We start from the raw sequence: 22,952 nt of genomic DNA, 5'->3' as shown, positions 1-22,952 counted from the left end.
GTGGGGCACACAGGGGCACAAGACACTGTCAAACGTCGTCACCCGGCTTCTCGCCTTCGAGCCACGGGACGGCGCTTCTCAGAAGCCTGCCGGCTCTGCGACCAGGCGGCGCCGATGCAGAGAGCAGCCAGAACGGCGACTGCCAGCAAGAGATTGCCGGCCACCTCGTCGGGCTCCGCCAGCCTTTCGGGCAGTCGCGGGTCTACCAGGCCCTCCAGGTCACGTACGACGATGACCTGGTCGCCGGTCGTTCCGTGGGTGCTCTCCGTGAATAGTGCGTCGTTGCCGGGCCAGTTCGTCAGCCGTCCCGGGATTCGCCGGCCGCCATGGCTCAGGGTGTAGGTGGTGGAGCCCTTGTCGCTGTGATGCACTTCGACGACGCTGGCGACGACCTGCTGACCGCGCTGGTGCAGTACGAACGCCCAGAAGCCCTCTGCTACTGCCAACATCAGGATCGCGCTGACGAGCCATGCGATCCCCAGCCACACCACTCGCCCGTTGACGTTCGGCCACGGGTCGATGGCATAGATCACGAGCATGGAACCAGCCCACAGCAACGTGCCGACAACGGCGGTCAGATCCGGCCTGATCCACGTGGTGGCGACCACGGAGTCGAGCGCGGCAACCACGAGGAAGACCGCGAGGTACACGCCCGCCTTCCGAAGGATGATCCAGCTGCGGCGCACGCAGCCGAGAGTACGCAAGGTGAGCGATGTGGGACGTGACCACGCAAGGTGGGCCGTGGTGCTTCCGCACAGGGAGTCAATCGATCATGCTTCACCGGTGATCGTCATCGCCGTATACAGCGCGCTGACTGCTGTGGCGTGGTGGCTTGCTGCTCGGACCCGGCGCATTGGCTGGATTGTCGGCCTGGTACTGCTCGGCTGGACTGCAGTCGCGGCCGTGGTCATTGCCGCCTTTCCACGTGCACAGGCAGAGATGACCGTGGGCTACCTTCCCGTCGCTGTGGCGATCATTGGTGTGGGTCGAGCTGTCGAAAGGCGGCGACTCGGCCCAGCGGAACGCCCCCGGGGCTCGTGGGCTTACCGGGTCGCGGTTGTGCTGGCTTCGCTTGTCGCCTGCGTCTGTGCGCCCTCCTCCTTCTACGTGTTCAACAGCGAGCCGTTCATCCCCTCAGCCGACGAACTGTTGCCGGTGCCAGCAGGTCTCAGCGCTACAGTCGATGAGCCAGATGGTCATTCATGTGGGTCGGGTGCATGCGGTCGTTTCTTCACCGTGACTGGCAGGTCGGGGCAGCCGACGAGCGGCGTCTTCGAACAGGTCCGACAACATCTGATCAGCCGCGGGTGGGACTTGGGGCATGGTGGACAATCCTGCCAACCAACGGGCTGGCTACTTGATCAACGTTCGATGTGCGTCAGCGTCTACATCCTCGAGGACGCAGTGCACGTGTCCTTCGAGGGATCTCGGGCGTGGCCGTAGCAGCGGGGCGATGGCCGACATGCTCGTCGGGCCCTGGCCGGCGCGTTCCTGAACGCCGGTCTGCGGACGACCGTATGGAACCGGACGCCGGGCAGGGATCGGGAGTTGGTCGAGCGGGGCGCCATCAGCGCCCGGTCGGCCGAAGAGGCGGTCGCCGCAAGCGGGCTGACCGTGGTCTGCGTGGTGAACTACGACGCGTCGGACGCCATCCTGCGACGCGACGGGGTCACTGATGCCCTCAAGGGACGCACCGTCGTCAGCCTGACGGCCGACACCCCAGACCGGGCCCGGGACACCGCGCGGTGGGCGGCCGGACACGGCATTCGCTACCTGGACGGCGCGATCATGACGCCGACCACCACCATCGGAACCGCGAACGCGGTGGTCATCTACAGCGGTCCCGAGGACCTCTACCGGGAGCACCAGCCGGTGCTGAAGGCGCTGGGCGGCACCCACACCCACCTCGGCGAGGAGATCGGCCGCGCGGCGGCATACGACATCGCACTGCTCGACATCTTCTGGACCGCGATGGCGGGCTACACGCACGCACTGGCGGTGGCGAAGGTGGAGGGCGTCACGGCTCGGGAGCTGGCCCCCTTCGCCAAGGGCATCGCCGCGATCCTCCCACCCCTCTTCGAGGAGGGCGCGGAGGAAGTGGACCGGGGCAGCTTCCCCGGCGAGGGCAACCCGATCACCTCTGCGGCGTCCTCCATGGCCCACATCGTCCACACGTCCGAGGCGCACGGCATCGACGCCGGCGTGATGCGTGCGGCCGAGGGCATGGCCCGCCGGGTCATCGGACTGGGCCACGGCACAGACGGCTTCATGCGGGTCGCCGAGGTCCTCGGGCGGCACTGAAGGCCGACAGAGATGGCGCTGCCCCGCAGGCAGCGCGCTACGGAACAGAACCCGATCGGATGACCTTGGACGACGCTCGCCGCCCTACGGTCATGCCTGGAGCGGGCTGAGAGGCTGGTTCGGGTCGCTGAACCGCCGGATGAACGGTCGGTCGCGGACGCTAACCGAAGCCGTCGGGCTGGCCGCTCGAAGGACGACGTCCAGGGCCAGATCCGGATCTGCCACGTACGCTCCGCTGGCCCAGGCGGCATTCGCCTCGATCACGGCCCAGTGGCCGTCGACCAGTCCCACGTCTACGACGATGGCGGAGGGCAGCGTGTGCCCGTATCCGGCAAGAAGGTCGGTGCCGAAGGCCAGCGCGTCGGACGACGGGGGGCCGAGGCACAACCGGCCGTGCTCGGCGTACTGGCTGCCCGCGTGGACCCCACCGTCGAGCAGGTGCAGTCGGTACTCGGCAGTGAAGTCGACGATGTCGCTGACGAGCACCGGGGTCTGTCGGTCGACGGCGTCCGGGCCGGGCAGGCGGGAGCCGTCGGTGTAGATCATCGCCGGGATGTTCTTGTCGTTGGGCGACTTGACGAACGCTGGTCGACGGAGTTCGTACGCCTCGCCGATGGCGACCAGGGTGATCTCCCGGCGGGTGAGTTCCCGGGGAAGCCGGGTCAGCCAACCGGGGTCAGCCTCCAGGGGTGCGATCCCGAGCAGCGGTGCGACGGCGTCGGCGAAGCTTGGTCCGGCATGGAGGTGATCAGCACGCGTCCCGGCAGGTACCTCGAAGGTGGGGAGCTGGACGGTGCGTAGTCCACGCCGATGAGCGGCGTCGCGTAGGTGCTGAGCCGAGGCGGTCAGGCGCGGCGGCAGGACAAGGGTGGACGTCACAGCACCGGTGGCAGCTTCCATGGCCGGTCGGCCTCGGTGACCTTGTCGACTCCCGGGCCGAGCACCGGCTTCGCGATCGTCTGCTTGATCACCCAGTTGGTGGCCAACAGTTGGTAGCCCAGGCTGCTGGCGTACCGGGCGGTCATCCAGTTCCGTACCCCGACCTTGGTGATGGTCGTCAGCTTGTAGGCGCGCGCGAAGTTGCTGATGTTCCGCAGCACCGTGGCGACCTGACGTAGGAGGTTGGCCAGCCGCAGGGCGACCGCCGCCGCCCGGGTGCCCGCCAACCCGGCCTCGATCGCACCGGCGGCAGACGCGGCAGCCACCGATGCGCCCAGGGTGATCCAGGCCGATGCCAGGGCGACCACGACCGTGATAATCAGCCAGGCGATGAGTTCCCGGACGATCTGCTCGACCAACTCCTGGGCCTGTTGGGCCCCCTCGGCAGAGGCCTCCAGGAGTTTCACGGTGAACTCGAAATCGGCGCCGATCTCACCCAACGACCGGTTGACCTCGTTCATCTCCGTGTTGAACGCGGTCGCCGCGTCCCCCTCCCAGTAGGACAGCAGGCCACGACGGGCAGCGAGTTCCGCCTGGGCGAAGTCCTCCATTCGTTCGGCTGCCGACTGCCAGGCCTTGGCCTTCTCCCGCAGTTGGTCGGGGTCGCCGGTGACCTCGTCGAGGGGGTTCGCCAGAAAGTCGACGATCGGTCTGATCACCCCATAGGCCGCGCCGGCCGGGCCCAGCCAGGTCTCGATCCGTTCCGCTCCGCTGGGTGGACGGGTCACGGTCGGTCTCCGAACGGCCTGGCGCTGGTGTCGTCCGAGCGCTGGTAGTTGTCCCGCATCTGGCGGAACGCCGTGCCCAGGTCCTCGAAGATCCGCTCGCCGTGGCGCAGCACCGTCAGCCCGGCCTCGGTCCGCTCCGCGTAGTCGCTCGCCACCTCGCGGGACTCCGGCAGCATCCCGAAGCTGTCCTCGGTCACGTCGGCGTCCAGCAACGCCGTCCGGGTGTTACCGAACTCGACTGCCAGGTCCTCCATCGCCGTCGCGTACCGCGTCATGGCGTCCAGATAGACCTTCAGTGGCTGCGTCACGCGGGCCCCTCCCCCTCGGCACCGATGTGGGTTTGTGGTGGTCCGATCTCACTGACCGCGCGCGTGGCCGCGTCCGACACGCTGGCCACCAACGCGCAGGCGGATCGGTCCGTGAAGATCAGCAGGAACCGGCCCCGACGGAGCACTCCGGCGGGCGCGGCGACCGCGCCGACCACCTGCTCCCGGCCCACCTCGTGGACGAGTCGCGTCCGCTGCTCGACGGGACCGAACCAGCGCTGCCAGCGGCTGCGGCCGGGCTGGTCGACCAGTTCGGTGCGATAGACCAGAAGCCGCCGGTCGGTCAGGGCCAGCGCGGGTGCCTGCTCGTTGTCGACGGCCTCGTACAGGCTGTGCGCGACACTTCCCGGGCCACCGAGCAGCGCCCGACCGAACGTCGCCTGACGCAGCAGTTCGCCGGGGTGGGCACCCAGGCCGACCAGGAGCGTCGGGTCGAGCAGGTTCTTCAGCTCGTCCGAGACGGAGACCGTCTCCGTCGTCCCGGGGTCGGACACCAGCGGCGATGCGACGAGCAGCTTCTCCGCGTCCCGCAGCAACGGACGCAGAGTCGGCTCGATGCGGCTGGTGTAATCGGCCACCGAGACAGAATGCCACTCCTCGGGAAGATCCGCGACGATCTCTTCTCGGTAGGCTGACCCGGGAATGTCCGACCGATCGGAGGGGTGCCGCGTGGCCGATATCCGCAATCTCACGGATCTCGCGTACTACGCGCAGCAACAGATCGAGCAGATCCAACGCATGCAGCAGGACCTCGCGGAGCAGTACGGGGAGGGCGTTTCGCCCAGCGGACTGGTGGCTGCCCGGACCGGCCCCGGCGGGTTGCTGGTGGACCTGCGGCTCGATCCGAACGCGCGGAGGCTGCCCACTGAGGAGTTGGCCGAGGAGATCGTCGCCGCGGTCACCACCGCCCAGCGTGAGTTTGCCGCCCGCGCGGACGAGATCATGGCTCCCCTGCTCGCCATGCGCCCCAGCGAGCAGACGGTCACGGAGCTGGAAGCAGGGATGAGCCGGCTGGAGGAGCTTTCCGACACGGTCGCGCGCCTGGCCCGGGAACGCGAATCCTCCTGACAGACCGACCTGGCACGATCGGAGCCATGCACCCCTTTCAGCACTTCCTTCTCGGCGGCTTCAACCAGGTTGCCCAGGACACCTGGGCCAACGACGAGCGGATCGTGATCCAGCAGGTCTTCTTCAACCTGGTTCCCGACCTGCCTGCCGCGCTGACGGATCTGTCCGCGCTCCAGAAGGGGATGGCGAAGATGACCGCCGCTCAGGGCGGCGCGCTGATCGAGGCCGATGTCACGCCCGTCGGCGGCCAGCCGGCACTTCGCCAGATCATCAAGGTCAAGCTGCCCAACCAGCCCCACGGCCAGGCATTCCTGGGCAGCTACATCGTGCCGAAGGCCACGTGCAGCGCCGTGTTGCGGGTGCAGGCCGCCGAGAGCGGGACGACCGGCCAGCGGGAGGCGCTGGTCATGGCCAAGGTCGGCCCCGCGAGCTACTTCCGGCCCCATCCGTACGGCCCGGACGGCGACGGCGGGCTGCCGTCGCACGTCGCCGACGACCCGGCGTACGACCCGCAGTTCCCGCAGCACCCCCTGACCCGGGTACGCCAGGTGATGGCCCAGCTCGCCCAGCAGGTCGAGCTGCATCCCGGCTTCGCCGCGTTGCCACCGTTCGCCCGCTGAGGCCGTACGGCTGTAGCAGCGGCTTCGGTCAGCAGTTCCAGTCGCCCCAGCGCCAGACCTTCCACGTGCGGCTCAGGACGTCATCGCAGCGGCTCCCGGCCGTACCCGGCAAGGGCCTCCGACGCCACACAGGCCAACTCCCCGGGCTGCAGCTGCGCCGCCGCAGGTAGCCATGCCTCCGCTGTCCCGCCACGCTTACGAGCGAGGAGGCATCCGTACCCTCCGCTCTCTTCGTCCGGGGCGCGCAGCGCCACGCCGAGAATTCCGCCCTGGGTGGCCACGTCGACCCGGATCGTCGGGTCGAGCGACAGCGCGGCCAGCGCCGCGCGTACGCCGGCCTCGTCAGCGGCACTCGCGAGCGCGGCACGTAGCTGATCCGGCGCTGGCAGCTCCGGCTTCTTCAGCGGCGGGAAGGTCAGCCTGGGGGCAGGTGACGGGCAGGGGACCGTGGGCGGGGACGTCGGAGCGGTGGGGCGAAGCGCAGCTCGAAGCAGAAGTCCTCGACGACGAACTCCGGCTCCAGCCAGGAGCCGTCCGTGCCGCTGCCCTCGATCCGGATCACTGCGGTCACACCAGCCGGATGAGCAGTGTCCACCCCCGAGATCGCGATGAGGTTGGCCTCCGGACGAACAGCCAACGCCCGGCCGATCTGGTCGGCCGTACGCGTGTCGGGGTTCCTTCTCGCCTGGAGGTCGGTGACGATCTGGGCCGCCACGCCTCGGGCGTACTGTTCGGCCTCGGCGGTGCGTTCTGGTGGGTCACCTGTGATGCCGCATCCGGTGACGATCCCGGCGCACAGCACCAGCCAGATGGCGACGTCACGTCCGCGTCGGGTCGAGTCCACGGACCGATCGTATAGACGTAGGCCAGCATGGCCCCGACGGCCGCGGAACGGGAACGGGCCCCGGAGCGTGCGCTCCGGGGCCCGTTCCACAGCAGAGGTCAGGCGACCTCGGCCGTGGTGCGGATCCGGTCGAGGGCCGGCGCGGAGATCGGCGAGCTGGCCTTCAGGTACGCCACCAGCGCGTCCAGGTCGATCATGCCGGTGACCGCGTTGGTGCCCTGCCGCAGGACGGAGAACCCGTCGCCGCCGCCGGCCAGGAAGCTGTTCACCGTGATCCGGTAGGTGGCGGCGGTGTCGACCGCCGTACCACCGATGGTGAGGCTGCCCCGGACGACCCGGGTGCCGGCACACGGGTCGGCGGCCGGCGCGGTGGTGCCGGCCGGGTCGACCACGTAGCGGACGGACGCGGACGGGTAGAGCGTGCGGCCGACGGTGAACTGCTGCTCCAGCATGCAGTAGAGCTGCGCACCGGTCAGGTCGAGCGTGGTCAGGTTGTTGGCGAACGGCTGGACCGTGAACGCCTCCTCGTACGTCACCTGACCGGCGTCGATGTCGGCCCGGACGCCGCCCGGGTTCATGAACGCGGCGACCGCGTTCTGCTCGTCGTCGGTGGCGGCAAGCTGCGCGTCGGCGACCACGTTGCCCAGCACGGACTCACCCAGCGTCGTTCCGTACAGGGTCTCCTGGGCCCGGGTCAGCGCGGCGCTGGTGGTGCCGACGACCTGGCCGGCGACCGGGCCGAGCACCTCCTTGTACCGGTTGATCAGCGCGGTCTGCGCCGGGTCCTTGGCGACGTCCCGGGTGACCACGACGTTCTCGGCCTGCATGCTCAGCACGTCGCCGGTCCGCCGGTCGATCTTCAGGTCGATGTCGGTGACCAGCCGGCCGAACGAGCTGGCGCTGGTGACCAGCTTGCCGCCGATCTGGCAGTTGTAGGCCTGGTGGGTGTGGCCGCTGACGATCAGGTCGATCGACGGGTCCATCCGCTGGGCGATGTCCACCACCGGGCCGGTGAAGTCAACGCAGTCGTTGATGCCGCCGGCACCGGCCTGGTTGCCGCCCTCGTGCAGCAGCACGACGATGGTCTCCACGCCCTGGCGGCGCAGCTCGGCGGCGTACCGGTTGGCGGTGACCGCCTCGTCGGCGAACTCCAGGCCGGCGACGCCCTCCTGGCTGACGATCTGCGGAGTGCCCTCCAGCGTCATGCCGATGAAGCCGATCTTGACGCCGTCCACCTTGTGGATGGCGTACGGCGCCAGCAGCGGCTTGCCGGTCGAGGTCCGGAAGGCGTTGGCCGAGAGGTACTGGAACCCGGCCCCCTCGTACGGAGTGCCGTCAGCGCAGCCGTCGACCGGGTGGCAGCCGCCGTTCTGGATCCGGAGCAGCTCGTTCGCGCCCTCGTCGAACTCGTGGTTGCCGACGCTGGCGTAGTCCAGCCCGGCCAGCGAGAGCGACTCGATGGTCGGCTCGTCGTGGAACGCGGCGGAGAGCAGCGGCGACGCGCCGATCAGGTCACCGGCGGCGACGGTGATGGTGTTCTTCTGCTTCTTGCTCTCCTGGCTGAGCTGCTGAAGGTAGGTCGCCAGGTATTCGGCACCGCCCGCGGTCTGCCCGGCGATGGTGCCGCTGGAGCCGCTCGGCGGTTCGAGGTTGCCGTGGAAGTCGTTCAGGGCGAGCAGCTTGACGTCGACCGGCTTCGGGCCGACCGGTTGGGCCTGGGTGGGGGTCGCGGCGACCGCGCTCAGCGCTGCCGCGGAGAGGGCAGCCAGACCGAGCGCGGTCCGGCGGCGCATCCCGGAGACGGACATGGAACTCCTTGTGAGGGTCGGTGCGTTGGGGGCCGGTCGCGATGTCGTCCGGCGCCCGGTGATCCGTACCGTTGCAGGGGTCGCTCGCAGGTTACGGCGCTGGGGCCGCCGCCCTGCCGTGGGACAGCCTCTCATCTGCGCCGCGATCGGTCGACCGGTCGAGTACAGCGAAGCTACGGATACGTTCGGCCACCACCACCGGTCGGACGGACGGTTCCGGCATGACGGGTGGGTGAACCATCGACGACCGGCACGGTGTCGGGCACCGGCAGCGGGTCGCGGCCGGGCCGGGGCGAGCGCAAGCAGGCCCGGTTGCCGAATGGTGTCGTACCGTCGGGGTAGGAACAAGGGGTGACCACGAAGCCCCCGGCAGTGCGGACGGTGCGTTCCGCCGACGGCACCACGATCGCGTACGAGCCCGCCGGGGAGGGGCCGCCGATCATCCTGGTCGGCGGGGCCTTCAACGACCGGACGACCGCGCGGCCGCTGGCCGCCGCCCTCGCCCCGCACTTCACCGCGTACGCCTACGACCGCCGGGGGCGCGGCGACAGCGGTGACACCCTGCCGTACGCGGTCGACCGGGAGGTCGACGACCTCGCCGCGCTGATCGAGGCCGCCGGCGGCACGGCGTACGTCTACGGGCTCTCCTCCGGGGCGATCCTCGCCGCCCGGGCCGCCGCCCGGGGGCTGCCGATCATCGGTCTGGCCCTCTTCGAGCCGCCGTTCTCGGTGGACGGCCACGCCGGCACCCGGCCGGCCCTCGCTCCCGCGCTGGCCGAGCTGGTTGCAGCGGACCGCCGTAAGGAGGCCGTCACGCTCTTCATGACCACGGCGGTGGGGCTGCCCGACGACGCGGTCACCAGCCTGTGGCACGACCCGAGCTGGCCGTTCCTGGAGGCGGCAGCGCACACCCTGGTGTACGACACCACGATCACCGGCGACGGTGCCCTGCCCCGCGACGAGCTGGCCGCCATCACGACGCCCACCGTGGTCGTCGACAGCACGGCCAGCCCGGACTGGCTGCGGCAGGCGACCCAGCACACGGCCGAGGCGGTTCCCGGGGCCCGGCGGGTCAGCCTGGCCGGCGGATTCCACGAGGCGTCCCCGGCCGACCTCGCCGTCGAGCTACGCCGGTTCCTCCTCGGGTGACCGGCGGCAGACGGGCACCCGCCGGACGGGGTCACGCCGGTCACGCCGGACGGGGTCACGCCGCCGGACGGCGGATCGTGTCACCGCGCCGGGGTCGCGCCGAACGGCCCGATCAGCGACCGGGGGCACGACGGGAGGACGAGAGCCGCCGCGCCGGCCTCCCGTCAGAGCCGGCGCGGCGGGGGCTTCCGGTCGGTCAGCGGCGCGCGTAGCTGCCGCCCGAGCCGCGGTACGGCCGGGCCGGGTTCTCGATGGCAGGGTCGCCGCCACCCTCGAACGAGCCGAAGGGGCCGGTGTGCCGCTGGTCGCGGTCGGCCAGATCGCGCAGGGCCCACCGCCCAGCGGAAGGCACACGCCGGTTGATGGGAAGGTCTTCGCCGTTCAGGCTGCTGTTCACGATTCCCCCACATTCCGAGGGCCGGCTAGGGTCTGCCGGCACGGGATCCCCACGTTTCCGCGAGAATGCCTGAGGCTATCGATGGTGATACCAGTTGTGGACATCGAGAAAGCTGAAAGGGCAAGTAACAACTGGCCGGTTGATCAACCACAACCGAACGGACTACACGACTCAGGCGATCGGCGTATACCTATGCACTGTGGGTGATGACGCAGGTCGGCACGGGTGAGCACCGGCCAGAACGGCCAGCAGTGCCGGGAAAGCGGCTACCGATCAGTACGGGTGACCGCGCTCACAGCACCGGAAACAGGATTCGATGCGCGCAACCGGAAAAATGCGCAGGTAGACCCACCTCGGTCGTTCTTCCGACAGAGTACGTCCCGCACCGGCGCCGATCTGTCGCACTGTTCCCGCCCTTCCGCCGCTCGGCGCACGCCGAACCTCGGTGACCAGTGTCGACAGCGGACAGAAGGGCCGACACCGTCGGTCGACCGTCGCCCGACGACCGGCGCAGACCACGTTATCCACCGCCCGCGTCCACAGCCTGTGGATAGAACGTGTGTACGACGAACCGGGCGGCCGACGCCGGCTGGGTACGCTTGGCTGGACGGCCACCGGCCGCTCGACCGCCCCCGACCTGGAACGACGCCCGCGTGGACCTGGATCGAGTCATCCGTGACGTGGCGGTGCGCCTCCCGATGGCGTCCACCGCGGCCGAAGCGTGCCAGTGGACCGTCGCCACCCTCTCCCGGTACGCCCCGGCGACCATCTCCGTCCTGCTCCAGGTCCACGACCGGCTGCGCTGTGTCGCGGCCACCGGTTCCTGGCAGGTCTACGCGACCGTGCCGCCGAAGGCGGGCATCGTCGGCCGGGTCTACGCCTCGGGGACCGGCGCGACCGTGGCCCGGGTCGCCGACGACCCGGACTACCTGCCGGTCCGGCCGGACGTGACCGCGGAGATCTGCGTCCCGGTGGTCGATCCGGCGGGCCGACCGATCGGCGTGCTGGACCTCCAGTGGTGCGAGCCGGTCGAGCTGGGCCCGTGGCGGGAGGCCGCCGAGCGGATCGCCACCCGGCTCGGCGCGCGGATCGTGGCGCTGGGCGGCCCCCCGGCCGAGACACGCGGCGAGAAGATGCTCCGGCACGCCGCCGCGCTGACCGCCGCCCCGACCGAGTGGGACCTGATGACCGCGGCGATCCGCGCCGCCCGGGACGTCTCCACGCTCTCCGCGGCCGTCCTGGTGCTGCCCGGTGCGGACGGGCCCCGGCTCGGCGCGCCGCCGCGGGTGCCGGGTGAGCTGGAGGCCCGGGTCCGGGCCGAGCTGGTCGAGGCGGGCCCCGGACCGCTGGGGCGGATGATGAGCCGGGCGCACCGGTTCGGCGCCGGGTACACCCTGGGCGAGGCGGGACACCCCCCGACCGAGGACCACCAGCCGCTGGCCCGGGCCGGCGTCCGCACGCTGATCACGGTGCCGGTCGGACCGCCCGACACCGGAGGCGTCCTGCTCGTGGCCGACGAACGGCTGCTCCAGCCGGACCCGACCACGGTCAACCTGATCGAGCTGCTCGCCGGGCAGGCCTGGACCTGCCTGGACCGGCTCCGCACGCTGGCCCAGCTACGCGAGCGGGCCAGCTCCGACCCGCTCACCGGGCTGCGGCACACCGGGCCGTTCGGCGAGCGGATCGCCACTGCCACGCCGGGACGGACCGCCCTGCTGGCGATCGACGTGGACGGCTTCAAGAGCGTCAACGACACGTACGGCCACCAGGCGGGTGACCGGCTGCTGATCGGGCTGGCCCGGACGCTGGAGGCGGCACTGCGCCAGGGCGACGAGCTGTACCGGGTGGGCGGGGACGAGTTCGTCGCGGTGCTCGAGGTGAGCCGCCCGGACGAGGCGGTACGGATCGCCGAACGACTCGCCCAGGCGGCGCGGGGCACCGGCCGGACGATCAGCGTCGGGGTGGCTCTCCCCCGCCCCGGCGAGTCACCCGAGGCCACGCTCCGCCGCGCCGACAACGCCCTCTACGCGGTCAAGCGGCGTGGACGTGACGGCGTACAACTCGCCGCCGCCTGAGGTGGTAGCTGAGGTGGTAGCAGGGGACCCCTGCTCATCAAAATGCGGTAACAGGGGTCCCCTGCTACCACCTGACAGAGCATCTGACGGAGCACCGGCACCGCCCGGCCGCCGCGTGAGGGCAGCGGCGGCGGCTCAGGCTCAGCGGGCGCGGAACTCGGCGGCGAGCAGCTCGGCGATCTGCGCGGTGTTCAGAGCGGCCCCCTTGCGGAGGTTGTCGCCGGTGACGAAGAGGTCCAGGGCTCGCGGGTCGTCGAGGGCGCGACGGATCCGGCCGACCCAGGAGGGGTCGGTGCCGACCGCGTCGATCGGCATCGGGAACTCGCCTGCGGCCGGGTCGTCGACCAGGATCACCCCGGGGGCGTTACGCAGCGCCTCGCGGGCGCCCTCGGCGTCCACCTCGGCGGCGAAGACCGCGTGTACGGCCACCGAGTGGCCGGTCACCACCGGCACCCGTACGCAGGTGGCGGAGACCTTGAGGTCGGGCAGTCCGAGGATCTTGCGCGACTCGTTGCGCAGCTTCATCTCCTCGGACGACCAGCCGCCGTCGGCGAGCGAGCCGGCCCAGGGGACCACGTTCAGCGCCAGCGGCGCCGGGAACGGGCCCAGCTCGTCCCCGACCGCCTGGCGTACGTTGCCGGGGCGGGAGCCGAGCGCCCGGTCTCCGGCGATCTTGGCGAGCTGGGTGTGCAGGGCGTCCACGCCGGCCTGACCCGCCCCCGACACCGCCTGGTACGACGAGAGCACCAGCTCGCGCAGGCCGTACTCGCGGTGCAGCGGCGCGATGGCGACGATCATCGCCAGGGTCGTGCAGTTCGCGTTGGCGATGATGCCCTTGGGCCGGTTGCGCACCTGCTCCGGGTTGATCTCGGGAACCACCAGCGGAACGTCGCGGTCCATCCGGAACGCCCCGGAGTTGTCGACCGCGATCGCGCCCCGGCTGACGGCGATCGGCGCCCACTCGGCGGAAACCTCGTCCGGCACGTCGAACATGGCCACGTCGACACCGTCGAACGCCTCCGGGGTCAACGCCTGGACCACCAGTTCCTCGCCCCGGCAGCGCACCCGCCGCCCCGCCGACCGCGCCGAGGCGATCAGCCGGATCTCGCCCCAGACGTTCTTGCGGGCCGAGAGCAGCTCGCACATCACGGTGCCGACGGCACCGGTCGCCCCGACCACGGCGAGGGTGGGCAGCGACATCGGCGTTACCGCCCCGTTCCCGCGTAGACGACGGCCTCTTCCTCACCACCGAGGTCGAACGCCTCGTGGATGGCCCGCACCGCCTCGTCCAGGTCGGTGTCCCGGCAGACCACGGAGACCCGGATCTCGGAGGTGGAGATCATCTCGATGTTGACCCCGGCCGCGCCGACCGCGGCGAAGAACCCGGCGGCCACGCCCGGGTGCGACCGCATTCCGGCACCGATCAGCGACACCTTGCCCACGTGGTCGTCGTAGAGCAGGCCCTTGAACTTCACCGACTCCTGGATCTTGTTGAGCGCGGCCATCGCGATCGGGCCGTCCGTCTTGGGCAGGGTGAACGAGATGTCCGTCCGGCCGGTGCCCTCGGTGGAGACGTTCTGCACGATCATGTCGATGTTGATCTCGGCGCCGGCCACGGTGTCGAAGATCCGGCCGGCCGCGCCCGGCTCGTCCGGCACCCCGACGATGGTGATCTTCGCCTCGCTGCGGTCGTGGGCGACCCCGGTGATCAGTGCTTGCTCCACAGGAAGGTCCTCCATCGATCCGGTGACCATGGTGCCGGTGTTGGTCGAGTATGACGAACGGACGTGGATCGGCAACCCCGCCCGGCGGGCGTACTCCACGCTGCGCAGGTGCAGCACCTTGGCGCCGCAGGCGGCCAGCTCCAGCATCTCCTCGTAGGTGATCTGCTTGATGTGCCGGGCGTTGGGCACGATCCGCGGGTCGGCGGTGAAGATCCCGTCGACGTCGGTGTAGATCTCGCAGACGTCGGCGTCGAGCGCCGCGGCCAGCGCCACGGCGGTGGTGTCCGAGCCGCCCCGGCCCAGCGTGGTGACGTCCTTGGTGTCCTGGGAGACGCCCTGGAACCCGGCGACGATCACCACCGCACCCTCGTCCAGCGCGCCCTTGAGCCGCCCCGGGGTGACGTCGATGATCCGGGCCTTGCCGTGCACCGAGGTGGTGATCACGCCGGCCTGCGAGCCGGTGAACGAGCGGGCCTCGTACCCGAGGTTGTGGATGGCCATCGCGAGCAGCGCCATGGAGATCCGCTCACCGGCGGTGAGCAGCATGTCCAGTTCGCGGCCCGGCGGCAGCGGACTGACCTGGTTGGCCAGGTCGAGCAGTTCATCGGTGGTGTCCCCCATCGCGGAGACCACGACGACCACGTCGTCGCCGGCCTTGCGGGCGGCCACGATCCGTTCGGCCACTCGCTTGATCCGCTCCGCGTTGGCGACGGAGGACCCGCCGTACTTCTGCACCACGAGTGCCACGACGGCGCACTCCCTCCCAGCAGCAGCCCTGAGCGTGCCGACGCCGCCGGGTGAGTGGCCGGCGGCGCGGGTCAGACCTCCCCAGAGTATCGGGCGGCCCTGTCCCGCAGGTCGGGTGATCCCACCATCCGGCCTGGAAGCGGCCTGCGCCACATCGGCCGCGACGTGCGACACGCCGGTCCGTACCCGCCGTCCGGTCCCCCGTACGAGCGGAATGGGCCGGAGAATGAGCGGGTGCCCACCGGTGTCCACCTCCGCGCCGCGCGCCGCCGGCCGACCGCCCTGCTCGCGCTCGCCGTTCCCCTCCTGCTCGCCACCGGCGTCCCCCTCGCGGGCTGTGCCGCCGACGAGCCGCCGCCCGAACCGCCCGAGGCCGCCGGCGGCAGCCCGACACCTGTCGGCGCGGACGGCGCGCGGGACGACCTGGCCGCCCTCGCGGCAGCGGCCCAGGACCGCCACCTGACCGCCCGGTACACCCTCACCGCCGAGGACGGATCCACCCGGACGATCACCGTCATCAGCGCCAACGACGGCAGTTGGCGGGTGGACGTCCCAGGCTGGGCGCGCGGCGGCACCGTCGACGTCTCGCTGGTCAGCACCGCCGAGGGGCTCTTCCAGTGCGCCCTGCCCTCCGCGACCCGCCCCGAGCCGGCCGGCTGCGTCCGCCTCGGCGACCCGGACGACACGATCCCCCGCCGCCTGGACCCCCGGGTGCAGCACCCGTTCACCGACTGGCTGGACGTCCTCACCGACCGGCAGGCCCCGCTCGCGGTGTCGGTCAGCCGGCCACTGTCCGGCGCCACCGGCACCTGCTACTCGGTGGAGTCCACCTCGGCGTCGCTGAACCCCCGCTGGACGTGGGGATTTACTGCTACGACGCGGACGGCACGCCGACCGCCGTGCGGACGGCCATCGGGACGCTCCGGCTGGCCGCCCCGCCCGGTCCCGCCCCGGCCGCCGTGCAGTTGGCCGGACCGGTGACCGAGGGTGAACCGCTCGACAGCACCGCCCCACCGCCGAGGAATCGGCCACGGGACCGGAGCAGTCGGTCGCAGCGCCCACCACGACACCCTGACGCACCGTCACGGTACGGGTGCGCTTGCTCACAAAAGGTGAGCGTTTCGTTGAGTGCGCCGGTGCGGTAGGCAAGGCTCGGCGGCATGGCTGGGCTGACCTGGGAATTGTCGAATACGTCTCAACGTCCGGACGGTAATTTCCGTGAGCCGCCCTGGTCACGTAGGGTCACCAATATCATGTGGCAGGCGAGCCTCCTCCTTCGTTGCCGCGACGAGGCCCATCCGGCCGGCACCTCGTCGCGGGGCTGACGCGCGCCGTCCAGCACACCGAATCCGTCCGGGCCAGACCAGGTCCGACCCGCTCGTCGGCACTGTCGCCGACATCTCGACGCTGACGCCACATGATCAACGGGAGCATTCCGCCATGGCCGAGTTTGCCGGCACCAACGACGTCGAATCCGATTCCCAGGTAGCGGCCGACCCCGCTACCCGCAGCACGACCGGTCCCGCCCCGACCGACCCGATCTCCCAGCAGCAGCCCAGCCGCATGCCGTACCAGCGATACCTGCCGTACCAGCAGCAGTTCCGGATCGACCTGCCGGACCGGCGGTGGCCGGGTCGGCACATCGAGGCCGCCCCCCGCTGGTGCGCGGTCGACCTGCGGGACGGCAACCAGGCCCTGATCGACCCGATGTCCCCGGAGCGCAAGCGCCGGATGTTCCAGCTCCTGGTCCAGATGGGTTACAAGGAGATCGAGGTCGGCTTCCCGTCGGCCAGCCAGACCGACTACGACTTCGTCCGGCAGTTGATCGAGCAGGACCTGATCCCGGACGACGTGACCATCCAGGTGCTGACCCAGTGCCGGGAGCACCTCATCGACCGGACCTTCGAGTCGCTGCGCGGCGCGAAGCGCGCCATCGTGCACTTCTACAACTCCACCTCGACGCTCCAGCGCCGGGTGGTCTTCGGCCTGGACAAGGCCGGCATCACCGACATCGCCACCACCGGGGCCCGGCTCTGCCAGAAGTACGCCGAGATCCACACCCCGGACACCGACATCTACTACGAGTACTCCCCCGAGTCGTACACCGGCACCGAGCTGGACTACGCGCTGGAGGTCTGCTCGGCGGTGATCGAGGTGATCGACCCGACCCCGACCCGGCCGCTGATCATCAACCTGCCGGCGACCGTGGAGATGGCCACGCCGAACATCTACGCCGACTCGATCGAGTGGATGCACCGCCGGCTGCCCCGCCGGGACAGCCTGGTGCTCAGCCTGCACCCGCACAACGACCGGGGCACCGGTGTGGCCGCCGCCGAGCTGGGCCTGCTGGCCGGGGCGGACCGGGTCGAGGGCTGCCTCTTCGGCAACGGCGAGCGCACCGGCAACGTCGACCTGGTGACGCTGGGCCTGAACCTCTTCTCCCAGGGCATCGACCCGATGATCGACTTCTCCCGGATCGACGAGATCAAGCGGGCCGTCGAGTACTGCAACCAACTGCCCGTGCACGAGCGTCACCCGTACGCGGGCGACCTGGTCTACACCGCGTTCTCCGGCTCCCACCAGGACGCGATCAAGAAGGGCTTCGACGCGCTGCACGCCGACGCGGCGGAGGCCGGCGTGCCGGTCGACGAGTTCACCTGGGCGGTGCCGTACCTGCCGATCGACCCGAAGGACCTGGGCCGCACCTACGAGGCGGTCATCCGGGTCAACTCGCAGTCCGGCAAAGGGGGCGTGGCGTACATCATGAAGAGCGAGCACCAGCTCGACCTGCCCCGCCGCCTCCAGATCGAGTTCTCCGGGGTGGTCCAGCAGGTCACCGACCACGACGGCGGCGAGGTCGACCCGGCCACCATGTGGGAGATCTTCGCTGGCCAGTACCTGGTCGACCACCAGGCCGCGCCGGTGGTGGCCCTGGCCGACTACACGATCGGCACCGCCGAGGGCAAGGTCGAGATCTCCGCCGCGGTCGACTTCGGCGGGGAGCGCCGGGCCCTCGCGGCGGTCGGCAACGGTCCGATCGACGCGTACGTGAACGCGTTGCAGTCGCTGGGGGTCGCGGTGCGCGTGCTCGACTACCACGAGCACGCCCTCTCCTCCGGTGGTGACGCCCAGGCCGCCGCCTACGTCGAGTGCGAGGTCGACGGTCAGACCGTCTGGGGCGTCGGCATGGACGCCAACATCGTCACCGCCTCGGTGAAGGCGGTAACCAGCGCGGTCAATCGCGCCCGCCGCTGAGCTGCCGGAAGGGGCCTCCGCCGTCACGCGGGGGCCCCTTTCGCTCGGCCGGGGAACCAGCCGCCGTGCCGGCGGCAGCGTCCGGTTTGTCGGCGGCAGCGGCGTTTGCCTTGCCGGCCGGGGTGCCGGTCAGCAGGATCCCGGCCAGTAGGGCTGCGGCCAGCAGCAGCCCCGCGCACCAGAGCAACGCCCCCCGGTACGCGTGCGCCAGCTCGGCAGGCTGCTCGTAGCCGGTGCCGGAGAGGCCGACCAGCAACGGCAGCGCGGCCACCGCCAACAGCCCGCCGACCCGGGAGGCGGCGTTGTTGAACCCGCTCGCCACCCCGGCGAACCGGTCGGCGACCGCGGCCAGCACCGAGGCGGTCAACGGGGCCACCACCAGGGTGAGACCGAGGCCGAACAGGGCCACCCCCGGCAACACGTCGGTCCAGTACGAGGCACCCGGACCGACCCCGCGCAGCACCAGCAGCCCGGCGGCGGCGAGCACCGGCCCAACGGCCAACGGCCAACGGGGGCCGATCCGCGCGGCGAGGGCGCCGGCCCGGGCCGACCCGACCAGAAGCAGCAGGGTGAACGGCAGGGTGGCCAGCCCGGTCTGGAACGCCGACCAGCCGACCACGTTCTGGAGGTGGACGGCGAGGAAGAATGTGAATCCGCCGAGCGCCGCGTACACCGCCACGGTGAACACGTTCAGCACCGTGAAGGGCCTGCTGCGGAACAGGGTCGGGGGCAGCATCGCGCCGTCCCCGCGCCTCCGCTCGACCAGCACGAACGTTCCCGCCGCAGCCACCCCGACCAGCGCCGCGCCCAGCACCGGCAGGGCAGTCGCGCCGCGTACCGGGGCGTCGATCAGGGCGTACGTGATGCCGGCCAGGCCAAGCGCGCCGAGCAGCGCCCCCAGCACGTCGAACCGGCGGCGGTGCCCGGGTACGCCGCGCCGGGAGACGTCCTCGTCCCGGCTTTCCGGCATCCATCGCAGCGCGGCGAGCACCAGCGGCACGGCCAGGAGCAGGTTGACGAAGAAGATCCACCGCCAGGAGAGGGCGTCGATCAGCCAGCCGCCGACGAACGGACCGAGCGCGGTGGAGACCCCGGAGAGGCCGGCCCAGGTGCCGATCGCCCGACCCCGGTCGTCCGGGTGGAAACTCGCCTGGAGTACCGAGAGCGACCCGGGAGTGAGCAGCGCACCGCCCGCGCCCTGGAGGATCCGGGCCGCGATCAGCCAACCGGTGCCCTGGGCCAGGCCGCAGAGCACCGAGGCGAGGGTGAACCAGAGCACGCCAAACAGAAACACCCGGCGGCGGCCGAAGCGGTCCCCGAGGGCCCCGCCGAGCAGGACGAAGGCGGCCAGCATCAGCGCGTAGCCGTTGATCGTCCACTGGAGATCCGCGACGGTCGCCCCGAGGTCGGCGCCGAGCCGGGGCAGGGCCACGTTCACCACGGTCGCGTCCAGGAAGACCATGCCGGAGGCGAGGATCGCGGCGAGCAGCGTTCCCCTTCCGGCGGCGGTGCCGATGCGCAGGGGGGCGGTGGTCATAGTTTCCAATCTGCCTGCTCGATATGAGAGTTGCCACGAAACGCCGAAACCGCACCCCGTTGCCGTGCGGATGCTCCGGGACCCCGCAAGCTGGAGGGGTGTCGTCTCCACGTACCAGAACAGGACCTCTCGCCCTCGCGGCGACCGCGTGCGCCGCGGTGCTCGCCCTCGGCGCCACTGGTTGCGCCCCCGTCGAGGAACCGGAGGCCCCGCCGCCGGGCAGCGACGGCAACACCAGCGAGAAACTGGAGAGCCTGACCGTGGCGAGCGCCGGTTCGATGCGGGGCTACAGCCGGGAGCGGTTCCCGCACTGGCGGGACACCGGCAAGAACTGCGACGTTCGCGACAGTGTCCTGGCGCGGGACGGCAGCGACATCAAACGCTCCGGCTGCAACGTGGTCGCCGGCCGTTGGGAGAGCGTGTACGACAACCGCGCCTTCACCGATCCGTCCGACGTGGACGTCGACCACGTGGTGCCGCTGGCGAACGCCTGGCGTTCGGGCGCGGACGAGTGGGACGACGCCCAGCGGGGTGAGTTCGCCAACGACCTGACCCGACCGCAGCTCATCGCGGTTTCCGCCAGCTCCAACCGGGCAAAGGGTGATCAGGACCCGTCGCAGTGGAAGCCGGCGAACCGCTCGCACTGGTGTGCGTACGCCGAGAACTGGGTGACGGTCAAGCACCACTGGCAGCTCTCGGTGACCAGTGCCGAGAAGGCCGCGTTGGCGGACATGTTGGAGGAGTGCGTGTGAGCGAGCAGGTCGGACCCGAGGCCGGCACGACGCCGACCCCTGCCCAGGCCGGAGCGGCGGACTCAGCAGACGACGCGGTGCCGGCTCCGGCCGGTGGGGCTGGTGGCGGGGCGGAGAGCCGGACCGCCGACATCGTGCCCGGTCCCGGCGGGGTGATGACCGACGAGGTGGGCGTGGTGACCGGGGAGCTGACCCTGCGCACCGAGTTCGCCAGCGGACAGGTCACCCTCCGGGTGCAATACCGGGAGGCCGACGAGTGGTACACGGTCACCGGCGGCCGGGTCGCGCTGCCGGACGTGGCGGGGCTGGACGCCGTGCACGGCGTCGCCGTCGGGCTGCTCCACCGTCCCGAGGGCTGACCGCCACCGCATCGGCTGCCCACGACAGGCTCCCTCACGCAGGCTCCCCCGCGCAGGGTGCTCGGAGGGCTGCTCGCCGGCTGGGGTGGTTGCAGGGGACCCTTCCTCCGCAAAAAGCGGTAACAAGGGTCCCCTGCTACCACCTCACACGTACGAGTAGCACCTCATACGTACGAGTACCACCTCATACGTACGAGCCGGGCTCGGTCGGGGCGGAGACCATCCCTGGTGCCTCGCCCTCGTCGGCCGGGCGGACGATCTCGGCGTCCACAGAATGCGGGCGCAGCTCGCCGCTGGCGATCTGCTCCGCCCAGTGGCAGGCGACCCGGCTCCGGCCGATCTGCCGCAGCGCCGGGCGTTCTTCCGCGCAGCGGGTCGGCTGCGCCCACGGGCAGCGGGTGTGGAACCGGCAGCCGGACGGCGGGTTGGCCGGCGAGGGCAGGTCACCGGCGAGCAGGATCCGCTCCCGCCGGTCCTCCACCTCCGGGTCGGGCACCGGCACCGCCGACATCAGCGCCCGGGTGTACGGGTGCAGCGGCTCGGTGTAGAGCCGGTCGCTCGGCGCCTCCTCGACCAGCGCGCCCAGGTACATCACGCCCACCACGTCGGAGATGTGCCGCACCACCGCGAGGTCGTGCGCGATCACCAGGTAGGTGAGGCCGAGGTTGTCCTGGAGTTCGTCGAGGAGGTTCACCACCTGCGCCTGGATGGAGACGTCCAGGGCGGAGACCGGCTCGTCGGCGACGATCAGCTCGGGACCGAGCACCAGCGCCCGGGCGATGCCGATGCGCTGCCGCTGGCCGCCGGAGAACTCGTGCGGGTAGCGGGAGAGCGCCCAGCGGGGCAGCCCCACCGCGTCGAGGGTCTCGCTGATGATCCGGCGGCGCTCGTCCCGGCTGTCGCCGATGCCGTGCGCCTGGAGTCCCTCGGTGAGGATCGACTCGACGTTCTGCCGGGGGTCCAGGCTCGACATCGGGTCCTGGAAGATCATCTGCATCCGGCGGCGCATGCCGCGCAGCTTGGCCGGCGGCATCCGGGTCAGGTCGATGCCGTCGAAGCTGACCTTGCCGCTGGTGGGCGGGGTGAGCTGGAGCAGCGCCCGGCCGAGCGTGGACTTGCCGCAGCCGGACTCGCCCACCAGCCCGTACGTCCGGCCACGGGGGATGTCGAGGTCGACCCCGTCGACCGCCTTGACGTGGCCGACCACCCGGTCGAAGAGCACCCCCCGGGTGATCGGGAAGTGCACCTTCAGGTCGCGTACCTCGACGAGGGTCTCGTTGTCGGTCACGCCTTGTCCTCCTCACGGCGGGTGCCGGCGGGCGGTTCGCTGCCCGGCACCGGGGCCGGGTTGACGCAGCGGTAGCTGCGGCCGTCGTGGGTCAGCACCAGTTCGGGCGGCTCCCCCACGCAGGCGTCGACCCGTCGGGCGCAGCGCGGGGCGAACGCGCAACCGTCCGGCCACGGCAGCAGGTCGCGTACCGAGCCGGGGATGGGGGTCAGCCGCTCGCCGCGTCCGGCGTCCAGGCGCGGCACCGAGCCGAGCAGACCCACCGTGTACGGGTGTCGGGGCTGGGCGAACAGCGGCCGGCGGCGGGCGGTCTCCACCACCCGGCCGCCGTAGAGCACGTTGATGGTGTCGCACATGCCGGCGACCACCCCGAGGTCGTGGGTGATCATCACCAACGCGGTGTTCGAGTCGCGCACCAGTTCCTTGAGCAGTTCCAGGATCTGCGCCTGGATGGTCACGTCCAGGGCGGTGGTGGGCTCGTCGGCGATCAGCAGCCGGGGCTTGCAGGCCACCGCCATGGCGATCAGGGCACGCTGGCGCATTCCGCCGGAGAGCTGGTGCGGGTACTCCTTGAGCCGCCGTTTCGGGTCGGGGATGCCGACCCGGTCGAGCAGTTCGGCGGCCTCCTTCGCCGCCGCGTCCCCCTTCATCCCCCGGTGCCGGGTGAGCACCTCGGTCACCTGGAGCCCGATCGGGATCACCGGGTTCAACGAGGAGAGCGGGTCCTGGAAGATCATCGCCACGTCCCGACCCCGGATGTCGCGCCGGGACCGGTCGTCGAGCTGGAGCAGGTCGGTTCCGTCGAAGACGGCCTTGCCGCCGATCCGGGTGCCCCGGTGCTTCGGCAGCAGACCCATGATCGCCAGCGAGGTGACGCTCTTACCGCAGCCGGACTCGCCGACCAGGCCGACCACCTCACCGGCGTCGACCGAGAAGGAGACCCCGTCGACGGCGTGCACGGTCCGCTGGCCGCGCCGGGAGAACGTGACGGAGAGGCCGTCCACGTCGAGCAGTGCCATGTTGGTGACCTCTCCC

22 protein-coding genes and 1 pseudogene are annotated in these 22,952 nt (G+C 71.0%); 10 read left to right on the top strand and 13 right to left on the bottom strand.

The window, feature by feature from the left end:
• Positions 1-38: 38 nt before the first annotated feature.
• Positions 39-686 (bottom strand): hypothetical protein, encoded by a 648-nt coding sequence (locus GA0074692_RS26970; protein ID WP_091649081.1) that lies wholly within the window; start codon positions 684-686, stop codon positions 39-41.
• A gap of 97 nt (positions 687-783) precedes the next feature.
• Between GA0074692_RS26970 and GA0074692_RS34280 the strand changes: the two genes are divergently transcribed.
• Both GA0074692_RS34280 and GA0074692_RS26965 read left to right on the top strand, forming a co-directional pair.
• Positions 784-1,443 carry a hypothetical protein gene (locus tag GA0074692_RS34280; protein WP_141725424.1) on the top strand — a complete coding sequence of 220 codons (660 nt, stop codon included), beginning with the start codon at positions 784-786 and terminating at the stop codon, positions 1,441-1,443.
• A gap of 33 nt (positions 1,444-1,476) precedes the next feature.
• Positions 1,477-2,301 (top strand): NAD(P)-dependent oxidoreductase, encoded by an 825-nt coding sequence (locus tag GA0074692_RS26965; protein WP_091649078.1) that lies wholly within the window; start codon positions 1,477-1,479, stop codon positions 2,299-2,301.
• A 90-nt stretch (positions 2,302-2,391) separates the two neighbouring features.
• Here the strand turns inward: GA0074692_RS26965 and GA0074692_RS26960 are convergent, their stop codons facing one another.
• From GA0074692_RS26960 to GA0074692_RS26945, 4 genes are read right to left on the bottom strand one after another with little or no spacing between them, the layout of a single operon-like run.
• A complete protein-coding gene (locus tag GA0074692_RS26960) occupies positions 2,392-3,180 on the bottom strand; it encodes an ATP-grasp domain-containing protein (RefSeq protein WP_245730479.1) in 789 nt (262 codons plus the stop codon).
• Positions 3,177-3,968: a WXG100 family type VII secretion target gene (locus GA0074692_RS26955; RefSeq protein ID WP_091649071.1), complete on the bottom strand. Its 792-nt coding sequence runs from the start codon at positions 3,966-3,968 to the stop codon at positions 3,177-3,179. Before GA0074692_RS26955 ends, GA0074692_RS26960 begins: the two co-directional genes overlap by 4 nt.
• Complete coding sequence (locus GA0074692_RS26950; protein ID WP_091649068.1) at positions 3,965-4,276, bottom strand: hypothetical protein; 312 nt, start codon at positions 4,274-4,276, stop codon at positions 3,965-3,967. Before GA0074692_RS26950 ends, GA0074692_RS26955 begins: the two co-directional genes overlap by 4 nt.
• Entirely contained in the window at positions 4,273-4,872 is a 600-nt protein-coding gene (locus tag GA0074692_RS26945) for a hypothetical protein (RefSeq protein WP_091649065.1), read from the bottom strand. The genes GA0074692_RS26950 and GA0074692_RS26945 overlap by 4 nt, the downstream gene beginning before the upstream one ends.
• A 91-nt stretch (positions 4,873-4,963) precedes the next feature.
• Here GA0074692_RS26945 and GA0074692_RS26940 point away from each other — a divergent pair, with 91 nt between their 5' ends.
• A complete protein-coding gene (locus tag GA0074692_RS26940) occupies positions 4,964-5,362 on the top strand; it encodes a YbaB/EbfC family nucleoid-associated protein (protein WP_176738597.1) in 399 nt (132 codons plus the stop codon).
• A gap of 26 nt (positions 5,363-5,388) precedes the next feature.
• A complete protein-coding gene (locus GA0074692_RS26935; protein ID WP_091649059.1) occupies positions 5,389-5,982 on the top strand; it encodes a hypothetical protein in 594 nt (197 codons plus the stop codon).
• Positions 5,983-6,397: 415 nt separating this feature from the next.
• On the opposite strand, the gene GA0074692_RS26930 is transcribed toward GA0074692_RS26935, so the two are convergent.
• Both GA0074692_RS26930 and GA0074692_RS26925 read right to left on the bottom strand, forming a co-directional pair.
• Positions 6,398-6,826: a hypothetical protein gene (locus tag GA0074692_RS26930; RefSeq protein WP_091649056.1), complete on the bottom strand. Its 429-nt coding sequence runs from the start codon at positions 6,824-6,826 to the stop codon at positions 6,398-6,400.
• Positions 6,827-6,924: 98 nt separating this feature from the next.
• Complete coding sequence (locus GA0074692_RS26925) at positions 6,925-8,634, bottom strand: bifunctional metallophosphatase/5'-nucleotidase (RefSeq protein ID WP_091649053.1); 1,710 nt, start codon at positions 8,632-8,634, stop codon at positions 6,925-6,927.
• A 351-nt stretch (positions 8,635-8,985) separates the two neighbouring features.
• Here GA0074692_RS26925 and GA0074692_RS26920 point away from each other — a divergent pair, with 351 nt between their 5' ends.
• A complete protein-coding gene (locus GA0074692_RS26920) occupies positions 8,986-9,783 on the top strand; it encodes an alpha/beta fold hydrolase (protein ID WP_218106717.1) in 798 nt (265 codons plus the stop codon).
• 196 nt (positions 9,784-9,979) lie between these two features.
• Here the strand turns inward: GA0074692_RS26920 and GA0074692_RS26915 are convergent, their stop codons facing one another.
• Complete coding sequence (locus GA0074692_RS26915; protein ID WP_091649047.1) at positions 9,980-10,180, bottom strand: hypothetical protein; 201 nt, start codon at positions 10,178-10,180, stop codon at positions 9,980-9,982.
• A gap of 653 nt (positions 10,181-10,833) precedes the next feature.
• Between GA0074692_RS26915 and GA0074692_RS26910 the strand changes: the two genes are divergently transcribed.
• On the top strand, positions 10,834-12,255 hold the full coding sequence (locus GA0074692_RS26910) for a GGDEF domain-containing protein (protein ID WP_091649044.1): 1,422 nt from the start codon (positions 10,834-10,836) through the stop codon (positions 12,253-12,255).
• A gap of 141 nt (positions 12,256-12,396) precedes the next feature.
• On the opposite strand, the gene GA0074692_RS26905 is transcribed toward GA0074692_RS26910, so the two are convergent.
• A complete protein-coding gene (locus GA0074692_RS26905; RefSeq protein WP_091649040.1) occupies positions 12,397-13,455 on the bottom strand; it encodes an aspartate-semialdehyde dehydrogenase in 1,059 nt (352 codons plus the stop codon).
• A 5-nt stretch (positions 13,456-13,460) separates the two neighbouring features.
• Positions 13,461-14,726 carry an aspartate kinase gene (locus tag GA0074692_RS26900; protein ID WP_091649039.1) on the bottom strand — a complete coding sequence of 422 codons (1,266 nt, stop codon included), beginning with the start codon at positions 14,724-14,726 and terminating at the stop codon, positions 13,461-13,463.
• Between the two features lie 234 nt (positions 14,727-14,960).
• Between GA0074692_RS26900 and GA0074692_RS26895 the strand changes: the two genes are divergently transcribed.
• Both GA0074692_RS26895 and leuA read left to right on the top strand, forming a co-directional pair.
• Entirely contained in the window at positions 14,961-15,707 is a 747-nt protein-coding gene (locus GA0074692_RS26895; RefSeq protein ID WP_176738596.1) for a hypothetical protein, read from the top strand.
• Positions 15,708-16,289: 582 nt separating this feature from the next.
• Complete coding sequence (gene leuA, locus GA0074692_RS26890) at positions 16,290-17,981, top strand: 2-isopropylmalate synthase (protein WP_091654146.1); 1,692 nt, start codon at positions 16,290-16,292, stop codon at positions 17,979-17,981.
• Between the two features lie 130 nt (positions 17,982-18,111).
• Here leuA and GA0074692_RS26885 read toward each other — a convergent pair.
• A pseudogene (locus tag GA0074692_RS26885) lies at positions 18,112-19,518 on the bottom strand (MFS transporter); the annotation flags it as partial.
• A 158-nt stretch (positions 19,519-19,676) separates the two neighbouring features.
• Here GA0074692_RS26885 and GA0074692_RS26880 point away from each other — a divergent pair.
• Both GA0074692_RS26880 and GA0074692_RS26875 read left to right on the top strand, forming a co-directional pair.
• Positions 19,677-20,270 (top strand): HNH endonuclease family protein, encoded by a 594-nt coding sequence (locus GA0074692_RS26880; RefSeq protein WP_176738744.1) that lies wholly within the window; start codon positions 19,677-19,679, stop codon positions 20,268-20,270.
• Positions 20,261-20,629, top strand: coding sequence for a hypothetical protein (locus GA0074692_RS26875; protein WP_425413364.1), 369 nt, complete (start codon positions 20,261-20,263; stop codon positions 20,627-20,629). Before GA0074692_RS26880 ends, GA0074692_RS26875 begins: the two co-directional genes overlap by 10 nt.
• 184 nt (positions 20,630-20,813) lie before the next feature.
• Here GA0074692_RS26875 and GA0074692_RS26870 read toward each other — a convergent pair whose 3' ends face one another.
• Both GA0074692_RS26870 and GA0074692_RS26865 read right to left on the bottom strand, forming a co-directional pair.
• Positions 20,814-21,917: an ABC transporter ATP-binding protein gene (locus tag GA0074692_RS26870; RefSeq protein ID WP_091649030.1), complete on the bottom strand. Its 1,104-nt coding sequence runs from the start codon at positions 21,915-21,917 to the stop codon at positions 20,814-20,816.
• On the bottom strand, positions 21,914-22,936 hold the full coding sequence (locus GA0074692_RS26865; RefSeq protein WP_091649026.1) for an ABC transporter ATP-binding protein: 1,023 nt from the start codon (positions 22,934-22,936) through the stop codon (positions 21,914-21,916). Before GA0074692_RS26865 ends, GA0074692_RS26870 begins: the two co-directional genes overlap by 4 nt.
• Between the last annotated feature and the right edge of the window lie 16 nt (positions 22,937-22,952).

Source organism: Micromonospora pallida, from assembly GCF_900090325.1.
Taxonomy (GTDB): Bacteria; Actinomycetota; Actinomycetes; order Mycobacteriales; family Micromonosporaceae; genus Micromonospora; species Micromonospora pallida.
This window is presented reverse-complemented; position numbering and strand designations above follow the sequence as displayed.